This is a genomic window from Streptomyces sp. NPDC017943, assembly GCF_044328425.1.
Lineage (GTDB): Bacteria > Actinomycetota > Actinomycetes > Streptomycetales > Streptomycetaceae > Streptomyces > Streptomyces djakartensis_A.
In genome coordinates, this window is record NZ_JBIRHH010000001.1 from 353,907 (window position 1) to 372,828 (window position 18,922).

Genomic DNA, 18,922 nt, shown 5'->3' on the forward strand with positions numbered 1-18,922 from the left:
CAGCCTCCGTCGGCCAGAGTCGAAGACATCGAAAACGAAACGACTCGGGAGGAACCCGCATGAAGCGCAACATCGTGATCGCCGCCGTGACCGCCGCCGCTCTGATCGGAGGCGGTACGGCCACGGCCCTCGCGACCACGGGCGACGACGACGGCCCGGCGCGCCAGACGGCGAACACCCGGGTGTCGGACGACGACCGCCGCGACGACCGGGACGACGCCGAGCAGGTCGCCGACGCGGACGTCACGGCGGCCGAGGCCATCGCCTCCGCGCTGAAGCACACCTCGGGCACGGCCGTCTCCGCGGAACTGGACGACGAGGACGACTCCGGCAAGACGGTGTGGCAGGTCGACGTGCTGGCCGGCGACGACACCTGGCGCAGCGTGAGCGTCGACCCGTCCAGCGGCAAGGTCCTCGGCGCGCACAAGGACGACGAGGACGACACGGCGCAGGTGCGGGCCGCGCTGAAGGGCTCCGCCGTGACCGCCGAGGAGGCGGCGAAGGCCGCGGCCGGCAAGGGCGTGGTGACGTCCGTCGACCTCGACGACGACGGCAAGGGCCAGGCCTGGGAGGCCGAGACCCGCAAGCAGGACGGCACCGAGCAGGACTGGAAGATCGGCCTCGACACGGCGAAGGTCACCGCGGACCGCTCGGACACCCAGGACGACACCGATGACGACCAGGACTGACCCGTCACCCAGCACCGCAACCGCCCCGGCGCCCACAGTCGCGCCGGGGCGCGACGCGCCTCGCAGCGCACCGCACCCGCACCCGCCGTGCCACGGAAGGGGCCGTGCCGGGGGGTGTCCGCCCGCAGCTGGTTGGCGCGTCGACGGACAGTGAGTCGGTGTGACACCCCATCGCGCCGTTCCGAGGACGGACACCCCCCGGCACGGCCCCGACCCACCACAAGCGCCAGGCGAAGCACCGAACGTGCCCGCCGAACGCGCAGGCTCAGCCCTCCGTCAGCCCCGCCACCAACTCGTCGGCCGCCCGGTAGGGATCCAGCTCGCCCGCCACGATCCGCTCCGCCAGGGCCCCCAGGCGCCGGTCCCCGTGCAGGTCCCCGATCCGCTCGCGCAGAGCCGTCACCGCGATCGTCTCGACCTCGCGCGAGGCCCGGGCCGTCCGCCGCTCCGCGAGGACCCCCCGCTCCTCCATCCAGGCCCGGTGCTTCTCCAGCGCCTCGACGACCTCGTCCACGCCCTCCCCCCGCGCGGCGACCGTCTTCACGATCGGCGGGCGCCAGTCCCCCGGCCCCCGCGACTCCCCCAGCCCCAGCATGTGGTTCAGCTCGCGGGCCGTGGCGTCCGCGCCGTCCCGGTCCGCCTTGTTCACGACGTACACGTCGCCGATCTCCAGGATCCCGGCCTTGGCCGCCTGGATGCCGTCGCCCATGCCGGGCGCCAGCAGCACCACCGAGGTGTCCGCCTGCGAGGCGATCTCCACCTCCGACTGCCCGACCCCCACCGTCTCGACGAGGATCACGTCGCACCCGGCGGCGTCCAGCACCCGGATCGCCTGCGGCGCGGCCCACGCCAGCCCACCCAGGTGCCCGCGCGTCGCCATCGACCTGATGTACACGCCCGGGTCGGACGCGTGATCCGACATGCGCACACGGTCGCCGAGCAGCGCACCGCCCGAGAACGGGGACGACGGGTCGACGGCGAGCACGCCGACCCGCCTGCCCTGCTTGCGGTAGGCGCTGACCAGTGCCGAGGTCGACGTCGACTTGCCGACACCCGGCGACCCGGTCAGGCCGACCACGTACGCGCCGCCGGTCAGGGGCGCCAGCGCCTCCATGACCTCCCGCAGCTGCGGGGACGCCCCCTCCACCAGGGAGATCAGCCGGGCCACGGCCCGGGGCCGACCTTCCCTGGCCTGGGCCACCAACGTGGAGACGTCCTGCATCACAGCTCCGTTCAGATCAGGGACGTACCGACACTCAGGCCTTGGGCACGCGCACGATCAGCGCGTCACCCTGGCCCCCGCCACCGCACAGCGCGGCCGCGCCCACCCCGCCGCCGCGCCGCTTCAGCTCCAGCGCGAGATGCAGCACGAGCCGCGCACCGGACATCCCGATCGGGTGACCCAGGGCAATGGCACCGCCGTTGACATTCACCTTTTCGGTGGACACTCCGAGGTCCTTCATGGACTGCACGGCCACCGCCGCGAACGCCTCGTTGATCTCGACGAGGTCGAGGTCGGAAACCTCCAGCCCTTCCTTCTTCAGCGCGTGCAGGATCGCGTTGGACGGCTGCGACTGCAGCGAGTTGTCCGGCCCGGCCACGTTGCCGTGCGCCCCGATCTCGGCGATCCACTCCAGGCCGAGCTCCTGCGCCTTGGCCTTGCTCATCACGACGACGGCGGCGGCGCCGTCGGAGATCTGCGAGGCGGAACCGGCCGTGATCGTGCCGTCCTTGGCGAAGGCGGGACGCAGCTTGCCGAGCGACTCCGCGGTCGTGTCGCCGCGGATGCCCTCGTCCTTGCTGAACAGCACCGGGTCGCCCTTGCGCTGCGGGATCTCGACGGGCGTGATCTCGGCCTCGAACAGGCCGTTCTTCTGCGCGGCGGCGGCCCGCTGGTGCGACAGCGCGGCGATCTCGTCCTGCTCGGCCCGGCCGATGCCGAGGCGGGTGTTGTGCTTCTCGGTGGACTCGCCCATGGCGACGCCGTCGAAGGAGTCGGTCAGCCCGTCGTGCGCCATGGAGTCCAGCATCTGGATGGCGCCGTACTTGTACCCCTCGCGGGACTTGGGCAGCAGGTGCGGGGCGTTGGTCATGGACTCCTGGCCGCCGGCGACGATCACGTCGAACTCACCCGCGCGGATGAGCTGGTCGGCGAGCGCGATGGCGTCGAGGCCGGACAGGCAGACCTTGTTGATGGTCAGCGCCGGCACGTTCATCGGGATGCCGGCCTTGACCGCGGCCTGGCGGGCCGGGATCTGCCCCGCCCCGGCCTGGAGCACCTGGCCCATGATCACGTACTGCACCTGGTCGCCGCCGATCCCCGCACGGTCGAGGGCGGCCTTGATCGCGACGCCGCCGAGGTCGGCTCCGGAGAAGGACTTCAGGGAGCCCAGCAGCCGTCCCATGGGCGTACGCGCACCCGAGACGATCACCGAGCTGGTCGTTGCAGAAGACATGAGCTGCGATCCCCTTACCGGCTGCACAGCCGAGGAGTGAACGAGGGTTTACTTCGAATGTACTGAGTGGCACTCCGTGCCGTCATCGGGCCGTCGGTGTGATCGCGCGCACGTTGCGTAACCACCTCCGGGGCGCTGCACTGAACTCATGCTGACGCGAATCGACCACATCGGGATCGCCTGTTTCGACCTGGACAAGACCGTCGAGTTCTACCGTGCCACCTACGGCTTCGAGGTCTTCCACTCCGAGGTCAACGAGGAGCAGGGCGTGCGCGAGGCCATGCTCAAGATCAACGAGACGTCCGACGGGGGCGCCACCTACCTCCAGCTCCTGGAGCCGACCCGGGAGGACTCCACCGTCGCGAAGTGGCTCGCGAAGAACGGCGAGGGCGTCCACCACATCGCCTTCGGCACCGCGGACGTCGACGCGGACGCCGCCGACATCAAGGACAAGGGCGTGCGCGTGCTGTACGAAGAGCCCCGGCGCGGCTCCATGGGGTCACGGATCACCTTCCTGCACCCCAAGGACTGTCATGGCGTACTGACAGAACTGGTCACTTCGGCGCCCGTTGAGTCACCTGAGCACTGACCCTCGTACATAGGGGCCGGTAGGGTTGGGTGCGGTCGCCGCTCAGCCAGGGTGACCGCGGTCCCGCCGTGCGACGGCAGGACCACCGGGGTCCGGGTTTCGGGGGACGAGCGTCGGGGCAGCAGCCTCTGCTCCGCCGATGATCTGACACCATTCCCCGGGGGCCCCGTTCGGCGGATGGACGGAGCTCGTACGGAAAGAGTTTCGACCAGGGGACGGATGGGACCGCGCAGTGCGGGGCTACGAGAGCCAGGAGCGAGAGCCGGCGGCTGACGTCGACCACCTCTCTCGGTTCGAAGCCGAGATGAAGCGGCTGAAGACCGAGCGGGAAAAGGCGATCCAGCACGCCGAGGACCTCGGCTACCAGGTCGAGGTACTGCGCGCCAAGCTGCACGAGGCGCGGCGCACCATCATGACCCGGCCCTCCTTCGACGGGGGCGACATCGGCTGGCAGGCCGAGCAGTTGCTGCGCAACGCGCAGATGCAGGCCGACCAGATCCGCACGGACGCCGAGCGGGAACTGAGCGAGGCCCGGGCCCAGACCCAGCGGATCCTGCAGGAGCACGCCGAGCAGGCGGCCCGCCTCCAGGCGGAGCTGCACCAGGAGGCGGTCACCCGCCGCCAGCAGCTGGACCAGGAACTGGCCGAGCGCCGCCAGACGGTCGAGTCGCACGTCAACGAGAACGTGGCGTGGGCCGAGCAGCTGCGCGCCCGCACCGAGCAGCAGGCCCGCCGGCTGCTGGAGGAGTCCCGCGCGGAGGCCGAGCAGTCCCTGGCCGCCGCCCGCGCGGAGGCCGAGCGGCTGGCCACCGAGGCCCGGCAGCGGCTGACCAGCGCGGCCGAGGAGGCCCGGGCGGAGGCCGAGCAGATCCTGCGGCGGGCCCGCACGGACGCCGAGCGGCTGCTGAACGCGGCCTCCACGCAGGCCCAGGAGGCCACCGACCACGCCGAGCAGCTGCGCACCTCCACCGTCTCGGAGTCGGAGTCCGCGCGCCGCGAGGCCCAGGAGCTCACCAAGGCCGCCGAACAGCGGATGGCCGAGGCCGAGGAGGCGCTGCGCAAGGCGCAGTCCGAGTCGGAGAAGCTCGTCACGGAGGCCAAGGAGGCCGCCGCCAAGGCCCTGGCGAGCGCCGAGTCGGCCAACGAGACGCGCACGCGCACCGCCAAGGAGCAGGTCGCCCGGCTGGTCGAGGAGGCCACGAAGGAGGCCGAGAGCACCAAGTCCGAGGCGGAGCAGATCGTCGCGGACGCCCGCGCCGAGGCCGAGAAGATCGTCGCCGAGGCCGCCGAGAAGGCGCGCACGCTCACCGCCGAGGAGACGGCGACCCAGCTCTCCAAGGCGGCCCGTACGGCCGAGGAGGTCCTCAACAAGGCGTCGGAGGACGCCAAGAAGACCACCAAGGCCGCGGCCGAGGAGGCCGAGCGGATCCGCAAGGAGGCCGAGGCCGAGGCGGACCGGCTGCGGGCCGAGGCGCACGACATCGCCGAGGAGCTCAAGGGCGCGGCGAAGGACGACACCAAGGAGTACCGCGCCAAGACGGTCGAGCTGCAGGAGGAGGCCCGCCGGCTGCGCGGCGAGGCCGAGCAGCTCCGGGCGGACGCCGTCGAGGAGGGCGAGAAGATCCGCGCCGAGGCCCGCAAGGAGGCCGTGGCGCAGATCGAGGAGGCGGCGAAGTCCGCAGAGGAGCTGCTCGCCAAGGCCAAGGCCGACGCGGACGAGCTGCGCACCACGGCCCAGGCCGACAGCGAGAAGGTCCGCACCGAGGCCATCGAGCGGGCGACGACGCTGCGCCGGCAGGCGGAGGAGACCCTCCAGCGCACCCGGCAGGAGGCCGAACGGCACCGCGAGGAGGTCGTCGAGCAGGCCGAGGCCCTCAAGGCGGAAGCCGAGCGCGCGGCGCTGGAGCTGCACGAGGAGACCGAGCGGGCCGTCGAGGCCCGCCGCGCGGAGGCCGCCGAGGAGCTGACGCGGCTGCAGCGGGAGGCCGAGGAGCGGCTGACGGCGGCCGAGCAGGCGCTGTCGGAGGCCCGGGAGGAGGCCGCGCGGATCCGCCGCGAGGCCGCCGAGGAGAACGAGCGGCTGCGGGCCGAGGCCGCCGAGCGCATCCGCACGCTGCGGCAGCAGGCCGAGACGGAGGCCGAGCGGCTGCGGGACGAGGCCGCTTCGGACGCGTCCGCCGCGCGGGCCGAGGGCGAGGCCGTCGCCGTACGGCTGCGCACGGAGGCCGCGACGGAGGCCGAGCGGCTGAAGTCCGAGGCGCAGGAGAGCGCCGACCGGATGCGCGCGGAGGCGCAGGCCGCCGCGGAGCGGCTGGCCGCGGAGGCGTCCGAGACGCTGGCCGCCGCCCAGGAGGAGGCCAACCGCCGCCGCCGCGAGGCCGAGGAACTCCTCGGCAGCGCCCGGCAGGAGGCCGACCAGGAGCGCGAGCGGGCCCGCGAGCAGAGCGAGGAGCTGCTGGCCTCGGCGCGCAAGCGCGTGGAGGAGGCCCAGGCCGAGGCCGTCCGGCTGGTCGAGGAGGCCGACCGGCGGGCCACGGAGATGGTGTCCGCCGCCGAGCAGCACGCGCAGCAGGTCCGCGACTCCGTCGCGGGGCTGCACGAGCAGGCCCAGGAGGAGATCACCGGGCTGCGCAGCGCCGCCGAGCACGCGGCGGAGCGCACCCGGCGCGAGGCCGAGGAGGAGGCGGACCGGGTCCGCGCCGACGCCTACGCGGAGCGCGAGCGGGCGAGCGAGGACGCGAGCCGGCTGCGCCGCGAGGCGCACGAGGAGTCCGAGGCCGCCAAGGCGCTCGCCGAGCGGACGATGTCCGAGGCGATCAGCGAGGCGGAGCGGATCCGCGCGGATGTCGCCGAGCACGCCCAGCGGGTGCGCACGGAGGCGTCCGACACGATCGCCGAGGCGGAGCAGAGCGCCTCGCGCACCCGGGCCGACGCCCGCGAGGACGCCAACCGCATCCGCTCGGACGCGGCGACGCAGGCGGACACCCTCATCACCGAGGCGCGCAGCGAGGCGGAGCGGCTCACCACCGAGACGGTCCGGGAGACCGACCGGCTGCGCATGGAGACGGTCACCGAGGCGGAGCGGGTGCGCACCGAGGCGCTCGCCGAGGCCGAGCGGGTGGGCGCGGAGGCTGCCGGGGAGGCCGACCGGCTCCTCGCGGAGGCCACCGGTGAGGCGGAGCGGCTGCGGGCCGAGGCCGCCGAGACGGTCGGTTCGGCGCAGCAGCACGCGGAGCGGATCCGCACCGAGGCCGAGCGCGTCAAGTCGCAGGCGCGGGCGGAGGCCGAGCGCGTCGTCGCCGACGCGCGCGAGGAGGCCGACCGCACGCTGGACGAGGCCCGCAAGGACGCCAACAAGCGGCGCTCGGAGGCGGCCGAGCAGGTCGACAAGCTCATCACGGAGACCACGGCCGAGGCGGACAAGCTGCTCACCGAGGCGCAGCAGCAGGCGCACAAGACCACCGCCGAGGCCGAGGCGCAGGCCGACACGATGGTGGGCGCGGCCCGCACGGAGGCCGACCGGCTGGTGTCCGAGGCGACGGTCGAGGGCAACTCGCTGGTGGAGAAGGCCCGTACGGACGCGGACGAGCTGCTGGTCGGCGCGCGCCGGGACGCCACGCAGATAAGGGAGCGCGCCGAGGAGCTGCGCGACCGCATCACGACGGAGATCGAGGAGCTGCACGAGCGGGCCCGCCGGGAGTCGGCCGAGGCGATGAAGACGGCGGGCGACCGCTGCGACGCCCTGGTCAAGGCGGCCGAGGAGCAGCTGGCGAAGGCGCAGGCGAAGGCCAAGGAGATCGTGTCGGAGGCCAACTCCGAGGCGGGCAAGGTGCGCATCGCCGCGGTGAAGAAGGCCGAGGGGCTGCTCAAGGAGGCCGAGCAGAAGAAGTCGACGCTGGTCCGGGAGGCCGAGGAGCTCAAGGCCGAGGCGGTCCGCGAGGCCAAGCGCACGGTCGAGGAGGGCAAGCGCGAGCTGGAGGTGCTGGTCCGCCGCCGCGAGGACATCAACGCCGAGATCTCCCGTGTCCAGGACGTGCTGGAGGCGCTGGAGTCCTTCGAGGCTCCGGCCGGCGCCAAGGACAGCGGGGTGAAGGCGGGCGCGACGATCGGCGCGCCCCGATCGGGTGGCAAGTCCTCGGACGGCTAGGCGTCCGGAGCGAGCCGGAACGGCTGATTCCGGGGACATCGAGGGGCTTTGACCGGGTTCTGGCAAGCGATCCGCCGCTTAGCCACTCAAAAGGGGTCTCATTTTCCGGTTCAAACGCGCATCCGCTCGATGACACACCGTTCCGGCCCCTAGGATTCCACCTATCACCTCACCGGTCTCATTCGACAGGAACCCCATGAGCGACACTTCCCCCTACGGCTTCGAGCTTGTGCGGCGTGGGTACGACCGCGCTCAGGTGGACGAACGTATCTCCAAGCTCGTCTCCGACCGTGACAGCGCTCTCGCCCGCATCACCGCTCTGGAAAAGCGCATCGAAGAGCTCCACCTCGAGACGCAGAACGCCCAGGCCCAGATCACCGACGCCGAGCCGTCGTACGCGGGTCTCGGTGCGCGCGTGGAGAAGATCCTCCGCCTCGCCGAGGAAGAGGCGAAGGACCTGCGCGAGGAGGCCCGGCGCGCGGCCGAGCAGCACCGCGAGCTCGCCGAGTCGGCGGCCCAGCAGGTGCGCAACGACGCCGAGTCGTACTCGGCCGACCGCAAGGCCAAGGCCGAGGACGAGGGCCTGCGGATCGTCGAGAAGGCCAAGAGCGACGCCGCCCAGCTGCGCTCCGAGGCGCAGAAGGACGCGCAGTCCAAGCGCGAGGAGGCGGACGCCCTCTTCGAGGAGACCCGCGCCAAGGCCGCGCAGGCCGCCGCCGACTTCGAGACGAACCTCGCCAAGCGCCGCGAGCAGTCCGAGCGGGACCTGGCGTCGCGTCAGGCCAAGGCCGAGAAGCGCCTCGCCGAGATCGAGCACCGCGCGGAGCAGCTGCGTCTGGAGGCCGAGAAGCTCCGCACGGACGCCGAGCGCCGCGCCCGCCAGACGGTCGAGACGGCCCAGCGTCAGGCCGAGGACATCGTGGCCGACGCCAACGCCAAGGCCGACCGCATCCGCTCGGAATCCGAGCGCGAGCTGGCGGCGCTGACGAACCGTCGCGACTCCATCAACGCGCAGCTGACGAACGTCCGCGAGATGCTCGCGACGCTCACCGGCGCCGCGGTGGCCGCAGCCGGCACGCCGGCCGAGGACGAGCCCATCTCCCGTGGGGTCCCGGCCCAGCAGTCCCGGTAACAGCCCGGCATACGGAAGCTGAACCTCCGCAAAGCCCTCTGCCGCTCGGGTGGCAGAGGGCTTTGCCGCGCTCTAGCGTGGCGGTCATGATGGAGCTGGAGGGGCTGACCAAGCGTTACGGCGAGAAGGTGGCGGTCAACAACCTGTCGTTCACCGTGAGACCGGGCATCGTCACCGGCTTCCTCGGGCCGAACGGCGCGGGCAAGTCCACCACCATGCGGATGATCCTGGGCCTGGACCATCCGACCGCCGGCGGCGTCCGGATCGACGGCAAGCGGTACGACCAGCTCAAGGACCCGCTGACCTGTATCGGCGCCCTGCTGGAGGCCAAGGCCTGGCACGGCGGGCGCACCGCCTACAACCACCTGCTGTGCCTCGCGCAGAGCAACGGCATCCCGCGCGCCCGGGTCGGCGAGGTGCTCCAGACGGTCGGGCTGACCGGCGTCGCGAAGAAGAAGACCAAGGGCTTCTCCATGGGCATGGGCCAGCGGCTCGGCATCGCCGCCGCGCTGCTCGGCGACCCGCGGATCCTGATGTTCGACGAGCCGGTCAACGGCCTCGACCCGGAGGGCATCCACTGGATCCGCACCCTGATGAAGTCGCTCGCCGCACAGGGCCGGACCGTGTTCGTCTCCTCCCACCTGATGAGCGAGATGGCCCTGACGGCCGACCACCTCGTCGTCATCGGGCAGGGGCGGCTGCTCGCGGACACCTCCATGGCCGACTTCATCGACCGCAACTCGCGTTCGTACGTCCGGGTGCGCAGCCCGCAGCGGGAGCGGCTGCTCGACGTGCTGCACGAAGCCGGGGTGGTGGCCGTGGAGAGCGGTGAGGGCGTGCTGGAGGTGGACGGCGGCAAGGCCGAGCAGATCGGCGAGCTGGCCGCGCAGCACCGGATCACCCTGCACGAGCTGAGCCCGCAACAGGCCTCCCTGGAGGAGGCGTTCATGCGGCTGACGGCGGAGTCGGTGGAGTACCACGCGCACGGCGCAGCGGGCGCCGGGGCGCCACCGCAGCAGCAACAGCAGCAGCAGCAGCAGTGGGGCGACGGCTGGAAGAGGGGCTGAGCATGGCGGTGACACAGGTCGTACGGTCGGAGTGGACCAAGATCCGGTCGGTGGCGTCCACGGTGTGGACGCTGTCGCTCGTGGTGGTCGTGACGGTCGCCCTCGGCATGCTGATCTCGGCCCTGTCGAAGAACGAGTTCGACTCGATGAGCGCGCAGGACCGGGCGGAGTTCGACCCGACGTTCATCAGCTTCGCGGGGATGAGCCTCGGGCAGCTGGCGATGATCGTGTTCGGCGTGCTGGTGGTGTCGAACGAGTACAGCACCGGCATGATCCGCACCTCGCTGGCGGCGGTGCCCCGGCGGGGCTCCTTCCTGTTCAGCAAGATCGCGGTGGCCACGGCACTCGCCCTGCTGGTCGGGCTGGTCACCAGCTTCGCCGCGTTCTTCCTCGGCCAGGCGATGCTGGGCGGGCACCGGGCGGAGATCGGCGATCCGGGGGTGCTGCGGGCGGTGTTCGGTGGGGGCCTCTACATGGCGCTGATCGCCATGTTCTCCATGGGTGTCGCCGCGATGCTGCGCTCGCCGATGCTGTCGCTGGGCATCCTGATGCCGTTCTTCTTCCTGATCTCCAACATCCTGGGCAACGTCGAGGCGACGAAGAAGGTCGGCCGGTTCCTGCCCGACCAGGCCGGCAGCAAGATCATGCAGGTGGTCCCGCCCGTCGGCGACGACACGCCGTACGGTCCGTGGGGCGGGCTCGGGATCATGGCGCTGTGGGTGCTGGCCGCCCTGGCCGGGGGGTACCTGCTGCTGAGGAAACGGGACGCCTAGCGGTGCGGAGGCCGCCGCTCTTTTACCTGCTCTTGGGCGGAACCGTCAGCGCCTGGATATCCTCCTAACCCTTACGGGGGCGTGTGCCCCGCTGTCCTGAACCTTGCGATGGGTGCGGAGCATGATCGAAGCAGTCGGCCTGACGAAGCGCTACGGCGACAAGACCGCTGTGTACAACCTTTCCTTCCAGGTGCGGCCCGGGGCCGTGACCGGCTTCCTCGGGCCGAACGGCTCCGGCAAGTCGACGACCATGCGCATGATCCTCGGTCTGGACAATCCGACGGCCGGGCACGTGACGATCGGCGGCTTCCCCTACCGCAGGCTGCCCAACGCCGCCCGCCACGTCGGCGCGCTGCTGGACGCCAAGGCCGTGCACGGCGGCCGCTCCGCCCGCAACCACCTGCTGTCCCTGGCCCAGCTGTCGGGCATCCCGGCCCGCCGGGTGGACGAGGTGCTGGGGGTCGTCGGTCTCCAGGACGTGGCCAAGCGGCGGTCCAAGGGCTTCTCCCTCGGCATGGGGCAGCGACTCGGCATCGCGGCGGCGCTGCTCGGCGACCCGCAGGTGCTGCTGTTCGACGAGCCGGTCAACGGTCTCGACCCGGAGGGCATCCTCTGGGTGCGCAACCTGATGAAGGCCCTGGCCGCCGAGGGCCGTACCGTCTTCGTCTCCTCGCACCTGATGAGCGAGATGGCGCTGACCGCCGACCACCTCATCGTCATCGGCCGCGGCCAGCTGCTCGCCGACATGAGCGTCACGGCCTTCATCTCGGCGAACTCCGCCGACTTCGCCCGGGTGCGCACGCCCGACAGCGAGCCGCAGCAGCGCGAGAAGCTGTCGGCCGCGCTCACCGAGTCGGGCGGCCACGTGCTGCCGGAGCAGGACGGCGCGCTGCGGGTGACCGGGCTGCCGCTCCCCCGCATCAGCGACATCGCGCACGAGCACGACGTGCGGCTGTGGGAGCTCTCGCCGCACCAGGCGTCCCTGGAGGAGGCGTACATGCGGATGACGCAGGGCGCCGTCGACTACCGGTCGACCACCGACCAGAAGGAAGGACTCCAGCAGCCGCTGCCGCCCGGCACGCAGCCGCCCATGCCGGTGCCCGGCCAGGGCCAGCCCGGCTGGTACGCCCCGCCGCCGCCCCAGCCGGGCGCGCCGGTCCCCTCCGGCCCCTACGGCGCTCCCCAGGGCGCCTTCGCCCCGGGCGCGGTCAACCCGTACGCCCAGCCCGCGCCGCAGGGCTTCGCCGCGCCGGCCCCGCAGGCGCCCGCGGGTGCGCCCGCCGCGCCCCTGACCCCGCCGTCCTCCGCGGGCCAGGCTCCCTCCGCCGGCGCCCCGTCCGCGCCCCCGGCCCCGCAGGCGCCCGCCCCGGCGGCCGCCGCGGCACCGGCCCCCGCGGACAGCGCGCCGGCGGCTCCGTCCGCGCCCGCCGCCGCCCCGACCACCGACCTGACCAAGCCCGAGGACGCCCGATGAGCAGCCCCCAGCCCCAGATGCCGCAGGCCGAGCCCGCCTGGCACGCGGCGCCCGGCACGCCGTTCCCCGCCGGCCCGGCGGAGCCCGGCTACACCTCGCCGATCCCGGTCGTCCGCACGCACCTGGTGCACGCGATCGCCTCCGAGTGGACGAAGATCCGGTCGGTGCGCTCCACGCTGTGGACGCTCGGCGTGTTCGTCCTGCTCGTCGTCGGCATCGGCACGCTGACCGGAGCGATCGTGGCCGGCTCCGACCCGGCCCTGAGCGGCGAGAGCCCGCTCGGGCTGGGCTTCTTCGGGGTGCTTCTGGGCAGCATGTGCATCATCACGCTGGGCGTGCTGACCACCGCCTCGGAGTACGGCACGGGGATGATCCGCACCACCATGGTCGCCTGCCCGAGCCGCGGCCGGGTCCTGGCGGCCAAGGGCGTGGTGTTCTTCCTGGTCGCGTTCGTGGTGACGCTGGTCTCGGCGTCCCTGGTGGCCTTGCTGCACGTGGCGCTGCTGGAGGGCGACGGCGCCCGGAGCCCCTCCGGCGGCGAGTGGCTCAAGGCCACCGTCGGCATCGCGGCCTACGTCGCCCTGCTGGGCCTGCTCTCGCTGGCCGTCGGCTCGATCATCCGCCACTCGGCCGGTGCCATCACGATCATGATCGGCGCCGTGCTCGCCCCGCTGGTGATCGCCCTGTTCATGTACTCGGAGTCGCTCCAGGGCGTGCGCGACGCCCTGTTCGAGTACTCGATCCCGAACCAGCTCAGCGTCTTCTACGCCAACTCCCTCAGCTCGTCCGGCCCGTCCGGCTGGGACCCGCTGTGGATCATGCTGGGCGCCACGGCCGTCGCGTTCGCCGCCGCCTTCGCGCTGCTGGAGAAGCGGGACGTCTGAGCCCGGTTCAGAACCTCGGCGCGTTACGGGACCGCCGCACCCCCGGGGTGCGGCGGTCCCGCGCGTTCCAGCAGGCCTTGTGCCAGTGCCGGCGGTCGTCGACGCCCGCGTGCTCGGACCAGGCCACCACGTGCGGCACCCCGTCCGGGATCAGCTGGTCGCAGCCCGGGCAGCGGTAGGACTTGCCCTGCGCGCTCGCCCCGGCCACGTGCCGCACGCTCCAGCTCTCGCCCCGCCAGTCCTCGGAGGACTGCCAGCCGCCGTAGCGGCCGCCGTCGTCCTCGGAGGTCCGGCCGGACGATCCGGCGCCCTTGGCTCGGTTGCGACGCGGGGACACGGGACACCTCTCGGGGCTATACAGGAAGCACGGGCCGCGTCCAGCCTACGCGGCACGGGGGCCGGTGGACGTACGCCGCCGGTCGCCACAAGTCGCCCGTCGAAGGCGGCGGGCGGCTCTCCGGGGTCCGCCGCGCAACCGCTCGCGGTCCCCCGCGCAGCCGCTCATTCGGCAGACAATCCGCAAAATACTCCGCCCGGCCGTGTCCTCGGCACGTGTCGGACGGTTATGCGCTGTGGGGGAGCTCCGCGTCGGAGCCAAGGAAGCAGGAAAGCAATGCGCGTTGGAAGTTTCGTGCTGGGGGCCCGGTTCCCCGGCCAGGGCGAGGGAGAGGCGCTGCACCGCGCGGTCCGCTCGGCCGAGGTGGCCGAGGAGGCCGGGCTCGACACGGTCTGGCTGGCCGAGCACCACTTCGTGCCGTACGGCACCTGCCCGTCGGCCGTCACCCTGGCCGCCCTGCTGCTGGGCCGCACCCGCCGCATCCGGGTCGGCACGGCGGTCAGCGTCCTGCCCACCGCCCACCCCGTGGCCCTGGGCGAGCAGGCGGCGCTGCTGCACCACACGAGCGGTGGCCGCTTCACCCTCGGCGTCGGCCGGGGCGGCCCGTGGATCGACCTGGAGGTCTTCGGGGCCGGCCTGGAGGCCTACGAGACGGGCTTCCCGGAGTCCCTCGACATCCTGGCGCGCTGGCTGCGCGAGCCGTCCGTGTCGGCCGACGGGGAGCGGTTCCGCTTCCGCGAGGTCCCGGTCGTGCCCCGGCCGTCGGAGGCCCTGACCGACGTGGCGGGTCCCGAGCTGGTCGTCGCGTGCACCTCGCCGAAGTCGGTGCGGCTGGCGGCCGAACGCGGGCTGCCGATGCTGCTCGGCATGCACGTGGGCGACGAGGAGAAGGCCGAGATGGTCGCGCTGTGGCGGCGGCACGCGCGCGACAGCGGCCGGCCCGCCGAGGAGGTCCGCGCCGCGGCCCATGTGTCGGCCGGCGTCTGCCAGATCGCGGACCGCCGGGCCGACGCGGCGGAGACGCTGATGAAGGCGATGCCGGGCTGGCTCAAGCAGGGTCTGGAGGCGCACGTCACGGTCGACGGGCGCACGCGCCGGATGCGCGACCCCCTGGCGTACACCGAACTGCTCTGCGGGCTGCACCCGGTGGGCACCCCGCGGCTGTGTGCGGACCGGCTCGCGGCCACCAGCGAGCGGACCGGCATCTCCCGCTTCGCCCTCCTCGTCGAGGGTTCCGGCGACCTGGCCGCGACGGAGGAGAACGTACGACGGCTGGGGGCAGAGGTGCTCCCCCAACTCCTCTGAGGGCACGGTGGATCCCGGGCACTTGCCGCTCCGGTACAAAAAGTGCACCTCCCGCGTACGGAGCGGCAAGCGAGCGGCGCTGCGTCAGCAGTCCCGGAATTCGGGAGACTGGTTGAGCACCTGACTGCGGACCGAGGTGAAGCGCGTCAGCTTCTCGTCGACCGAGGAGTCGAGCGGGAACACGGCCACCCGGTGGCAGTTCTGGAAGGCCAGCCGCACACCGAAGTGGCGTTGCAGCGCACCGCGTATCGCGTCACTCGCAAGCGCGCGCAGCAGCTGGCCGCGCGCCTGCTCGTCCGGCGGAGGCGTCTGGTTGTCGGCGAACGCACCGCCGTCCACCTTCAGCTGGGCCACCAGGGAGCTGATCATCTCCCACGCATAGGGCAGGGAGGTCCGGACGCAGTCGACGAATTCCGCTTCGTCGACCTCGCCTCGCTCGGCCTGTTCGAGTAGGGCCGGTGAGACGTCGAGCGACATGAGTTCTCCTCTCGCACCCCCAACCAGCGGGGGTTGCCTGACGGATGAGGGAGCTCGCGATCCAGACACGCTGCGTACACACATCGCGACCTCCCGCTCATACGGTAAGCACCGGAGCGGAACGGCACCAGGAAAATGCGCAGATGAGACACTCCCAGTGAGCACACCGTGCACACAATCGGCCATTACCGAACACGCGTTTTCCAGGGCGAATCGCGTGGACAGGTGCCCGTCGAGTAGCGTTGCGGACCATGCGTCTCGTCATTGCCCGCTGCTCCGTGGACTACGCCGGGCGGCTCACCGCCCACCTTCCCTCGGCCCCGCGCCTGATCCTGGTGAAGGCGGACGGCAGCGTCTCGATCCACGCCGACGACCGGGCCTACAAGCCCCTGAACTGGATGTCGCCGCCCTGCACCCTCAAAGTGGGCACCGGCGAGGAAGAGGGCGTCTGGACCGTCGTCAACAAGGCGGGCGAGAAGCTCATCATCACGATGGAGGAGGTCCTCCACGACTCCTCGCACGAACTGGGCGTGGATCCCGGCCTGATCAAGGACGGCGTGGAAGCACACCTCCAGGAGCTGCTCGCCGACCGTATCGAGACACTGGGCGAGGGCTACACGCTGATCCGCCGCGAGTACCCCACGGCCATCGGGCCGGTGGACATCCTCTGCCGGGACGCCGACGGCCGGACGGTCGCCGTGGAGATCAAGCGGCGCGGTGAGATCGACGGTGTCGAGCAGCTGACGCGCTATCTGGAGCTGCTGAACCGCGACCCCCATCTCGCGCCGGTGCGCGGCGTGTTCGCCGCGCAGGAGATCAAGCCCCAGGCCCGCGTCCTCGCCACCGACCGGGGCATCGGCTGCCAGGTCCTCGACTACGACGCGCTGCGCGGCATCGAGGACGACAAGCTGCGGCTGTTCTGACCGCACCTCCCGCGCGCGCTCCCGCGCGACGAACACGACGAACACACAGGGCCGGGTCCGCGTACGGACCCGGCCCTGCCGTGTGTAGGGGTGTCAGATCACCGACGGGGAGCCGCTCGGCGCGCCGCTGCCGCTCGCCGGTGCGCTCATCGTGCTCGCGGGAGCACTGGAGGCGGGGCCGCTCGCGGAGTTGGACGTGGAGGGCGAGGACGGCGGCGGGTCGGACGTCGGCGGCTCGGAGGAGGCCGGGGGCTCGGACGAGGTCGGCGGCTCCGAGGTGGGCGGCTTGGAACTGGCCGGCGGCTTCGACGAGGTGGGCGGCTTGGAACCGGCCGGCGGCTTCGACGACGCAGGCGGCTTGGAACCGGCCGGCGGGCCGGACACGGAAGCGGAACCGCTCGGGTCCGGGGATCCGCTCGGGCCGCCCGTCGGCGTGGGGTCGTCCGAGGTGCCGAGCGTGCCGTCGGGGCCCGGGTCGGTCGGGCGGCTCGCCGCCGGTTCGGTGTCGCCGTTGGCCCCGTCGGCCGGGCGGTCGGCGCCCAGGCTGCCGTCGCCTGCGTCCTGGCTCGCGGACGGGTTGACGCCCACCCGGTCCGAGGGTGTGCCGGGGTCGTTGTCGGAGGTGGCGCCGAGGGTCACGACCGTGCCGAGGACGGCGACGAGCAGGGCACCGGCACCGGCGGCCACGAGGTTGCGCCGGGCGAGGCCCCCCAGTCCGCCCCGGGCCTTGCGCGAGGGCGCGGGGGTGCTGTGGTGGGTGACGAGCGCCGGGGAGGTGGGCGGCTGGAGCGTCGGGAACGCCGCGGGGGCCGCACCGGCGAGGGGCGCCGGATCCTCGTGCCGGGCCTCGGGCACCTCGTCCGCGACGGCCGGCCCGAGGCTGAGCGGGGTGCCGGAGCGGTCGGCGACCAGGGCGAGGGCCCGGCGTCCGGCGACGGTGCCGCGCTTGTCGGACAGGGCGCCGCGCAGGCCGATGGAGGCCTCCAGCTCGGCGCGGGCCCGGTCGAGCCCGCCCTCGCACAGGGCGAGGATGCCGAGCTCGTGGTGGAAGTAGGCCTGCTCGGCGACGTCCCCGGCGAGCCGGGCCGCCTCGGCGCCGGAGCGCAGGGTGCGCTCCCAGGCGCTCCAGTGCAGCCCGGCGGCGAAGGCGGGGGCGGCGGTGCGGGCCAGGTGCACGGCCGCGCTCCGCTCGTCCTCGGCCGGCGGGCGGGTGGCCGGTGCGAGGACGGCCAGGGCGGCGAGGAGCGCGTCGGCCTCGGCGCTCACCCGCTCGGGCGTGACCGAGGGGTGCCCCGCCCACCAGGAGTAGTGCTGGGCGGCGCTGCGGGCGGCGGTCTCGGCCTCGTCGCCGTACCCGGCGGCCTCCAGCTGCGCCTGCACGCCCGCGGCGAGCCGGTAGCGGGAGCCGACCGGGGAGACCAGGCCGCAGGCGGCCAGTTCACCGAGGGCGGCGTCGGCGTGGGTGTCGCCGACCAGGGCGGGCAGGTGGGCCTGGTGCGGGATCTCGCCGCCGAGGGCGACGGCGAAGCGCAGGGTGGCGCGGGCGGAGGCGCTCAGCCGTGCCGCGAGCAGCGGCGCGGGGGCGGCGGCCTCGGCGAGCGAGGGCAGGGGTACGTCGTCCCCGTCGTCCGGGTCGAAGGAGTCGGAAGGGGGCGCGTCCTCGAAGACGCCGAACTCGTCGACGGCGCTGGTGCCGGCGCGCAGCCGGTCGCGCTGGCGGAGCAGGGCGCCGGCCTGCGCGAAGCGCAGCGGCAGGCCCTCGGACTCGAACCAGAGGTCGCCCGCCCAGGTGGACTCCTCCTCGGTGAGGGGCCGGCCGACGGCGTGCTCCAGCAGCTCCAGGCCGTCGGCACGGTCCAGGCCGCCGAGGGTGACCTCCTCGACGCCGGAGTCGCCGGAGGGGGCCGGCACGTCCGGGGTGGCGCCGAACAGGAAGGCGCACTCGGGGGTCGCCTCCAGCAGCTCGTCGAGTGCGGCCCCGCCGAACTCCAGGTCGTCGAGGACGACGACGGCGCCGATCTCCCGGACGTGGGCGAGCAGCCGGTCCCGGTCGGGGCGGTGCAGGGGGGCGCTGTACACAGCCCGGAAGAGGTCGTCCAGCAGGTCGCCGGCGGTGCGGCCGAAGCCGCTGAGGCGGATGACCCCGTCGGGGGCGAGGTCGGAGCAGTCCTCGGCGACGACGTCGAGCAGACGGGTGCGGCCGGAGCCGCCGGGGCCGGTGAGCCGGACGGAGCGGCCGCGGGCCAGCAGGCGGACCAGCTGCTTGCGCTCGTCCTGGCGGGCCAGCAGCGGCAGGTCGGGCTGGGCGGGGCCGGGCGGCACGGGCGGCCGGGACGCGCGCTCGGCCTCGGCCCGCTCGGCGGCGGTGAGTCTCACGGGAGCGGCGGGCCGCTCGGCGGGCGGGCAGACCTCTATCTCGCTGCCGTCGACGGGGTTGACGGTCAGCAGGAAGTCGCCGGAGACCAGCTGCACGGTGCGCGCCGGCGCCGGTGCGTGCTGCCCGAAGTCGGAGGTGAGGGATTCCCTGGGAGGGCGCTGACGCGGCGTGTCGCCGTCGCCGTCGTGGCCGTACTCCTCGGGTCCCCGGTTGTCAGGGTCCATAGGTCATGCCCCCCAGAGGCGTGTGTGTGCTCGGTGAAGCCCCTCCCGGCCTTGCTGCACACCGCGCT

At 73.1% G+C, this 18,922-nt stretch carries 15 protein-coding genes; 10 read left to right on the forward strand and 5 right to left on the reverse strand.

Features of this window, described 5'->3' with window-relative positions:
• Positions 1-59: 59 nt before the first annotated feature.
• On the forward strand, positions 60-689 hold the full coding sequence (locus ACH4C6_RS01490) for a PepSY domain-containing protein (protein ID WP_398106512.1): 630 nt from the start codon (positions 60-62) through the stop codon (positions 687-689).
• A 265-nt stretch (positions 690-954) separates the two neighbouring features.
• Here ACH4C6_RS01490 and meaB read toward each other — a convergent pair whose 3' ends face one another.
• Entirely contained in the window at positions 955-1,911 is a 957-nt protein-coding gene (meaB, locus tag ACH4C6_RS01495) for a methylmalonyl Co-A mutase-associated GTPase MeaB (RefSeq protein ID WP_398106513.1), read from the reverse strand.
• Between the two features lie 34 nt (positions 1,912-1,945).
• Positions 1,946-3,145: an acetyl-CoA C-acetyltransferase gene (locus ACH4C6_RS01500; protein WP_398106514.1), complete on the reverse strand. Its 1,200-nt coding sequence runs from the start codon at positions 3,143-3,145 to the stop codon at positions 1,946-1,948.
• Positions 3,146-3,293: 148 nt separating this feature from the next.
• On the opposite strand from ACH4C6_RS01500, the gene mce reads away from it, so the two are divergent.
• From mce to ACH4C6_RS01535, 7 genes are all read left to right on the forward strand, one after another.
• A complete protein-coding gene (mce, locus tag ACH4C6_RS01505) occupies positions 3,294-3,734 on the forward strand; it encodes a methylmalonyl-CoA epimerase (RefSeq protein WP_333933921.1) in 441 nt (146 codons plus the stop codon).
• Between the two features lie 232 nt (positions 3,735-3,966).
• On the forward strand, positions 3,967-7,881 hold the full coding sequence (gene scy, locus ACH4C6_RS01510; RefSeq protein WP_398106516.1) for a polarized growth protein Scy: 3,915 nt from the start codon (positions 3,967-3,969) through the stop codon (positions 7,879-7,881).
• Positions 7,882-8,077: 196 nt separating this feature from the next.
• Positions 8,078-9,013 (forward strand): cellulose-binding protein, encoded by a 936-nt coding sequence (locus ACH4C6_RS01515; protein WP_369193672.1) that lies wholly within the window; start codon positions 8,078-8,080, stop codon positions 9,011-9,013.
• A gap of 86 nt (positions 9,014-9,099) precedes the next feature.
• Complete coding sequence (locus ACH4C6_RS01520) at positions 9,100-10,080, forward strand: ATP-binding cassette domain-containing protein (protein WP_398106517.1); 981 nt, start codon at positions 9,100-9,102, stop codon at positions 10,078-10,080.
• 2 nt (positions 10,081-10,082) lie between these two features.
• The gene (locus ACH4C6_RS01525) at positions 10,083-10,853 is read left to right on the forward strand and encodes an ABC transporter permease (protein WP_398106518.1); all 771 of its coding nucleotides are present in this window, start codon (positions 10,083-10,085) and stop codon (positions 10,851-10,853) included.
• Positions 10,854-10,974: 121 nt separating this feature from the next.
• Positions 10,975-12,327: an ABC transporter ATP-binding protein gene (locus ACH4C6_RS01530; protein ID WP_398106519.1), complete on the forward strand. Its 1,353-nt coding sequence runs from the start codon at positions 10,975-10,977 to the stop codon at positions 12,325-12,327.
• Positions 12,324-13,211: an ABC transporter permease subunit gene (locus tag ACH4C6_RS01535; protein WP_398106520.1), complete on the forward strand. Its 888-nt coding sequence runs from the start codon at positions 12,324-12,326 to the stop codon at positions 13,209-13,211. Before ACH4C6_RS01530 ends, ACH4C6_RS01535 begins: the two co-directional genes overlap by 4 nt.
• Before the next feature lie 7 nt (positions 13,212-13,218).
• On the opposite strand, the gene ACH4C6_RS01540 is transcribed toward ACH4C6_RS01535, so the two are convergent.
• Complete coding sequence (locus tag ACH4C6_RS01540; protein ID WP_398106521.1) at positions 13,219-13,548, reverse strand: ATP/GTP-binding protein; 330 nt, start codon at positions 13,546-13,548, stop codon at positions 13,219-13,221.
• 276 nt (positions 13,549-13,824) lie between these two features.
• Between ACH4C6_RS01540 and ACH4C6_RS01545 the strand changes: the two genes are divergently transcribed.
• Complete coding sequence (locus ACH4C6_RS01545; protein WP_398106522.1) at positions 13,825-14,853, forward strand: LLM class flavin-dependent oxidoreductase; 1,029 nt, start codon at positions 13,825-13,827, stop codon at positions 14,851-14,853.
• Between the two features lie 84 nt (positions 14,854-14,937).
• Here ACH4C6_RS01545 and ACH4C6_RS01550 read toward each other — a convergent pair whose 3' ends face one another.
• Positions 14,938-15,330, reverse strand: a complete 393-nt coding sequence (locus tag ACH4C6_RS01550) for an SCO5389 family protein (RefSeq protein WP_369193679.1) — start codon at positions 15,328-15,330, stop codon at positions 14,938-14,940.
• A gap of 251 nt (positions 15,331-15,581) precedes the next feature.
• On the opposite strand from ACH4C6_RS01550, the gene nucS reads away from it, so the two are divergent.
• Complete coding sequence (nucS, locus tag ACH4C6_RS01555; RefSeq protein ID WP_398106523.1) at positions 15,582-16,253, forward strand: endonuclease NucS; 672 nt, start codon at positions 15,582-15,584, stop codon at positions 16,251-16,253.
• Between the two features lie 93 nt (positions 16,254-16,346).
• Here nucS and ACH4C6_RS01560 read toward each other — a convergent pair whose 3' ends face one another.
• A complete protein-coding gene (locus ACH4C6_RS01560; RefSeq protein WP_398106524.1) occupies positions 16,347-18,854 on the reverse strand; it encodes an ATP-binding protein in 2,508 nt (835 codons plus the stop codon).
• Positions 18,855-18,922 lie beyond the last annotated feature (68 nt).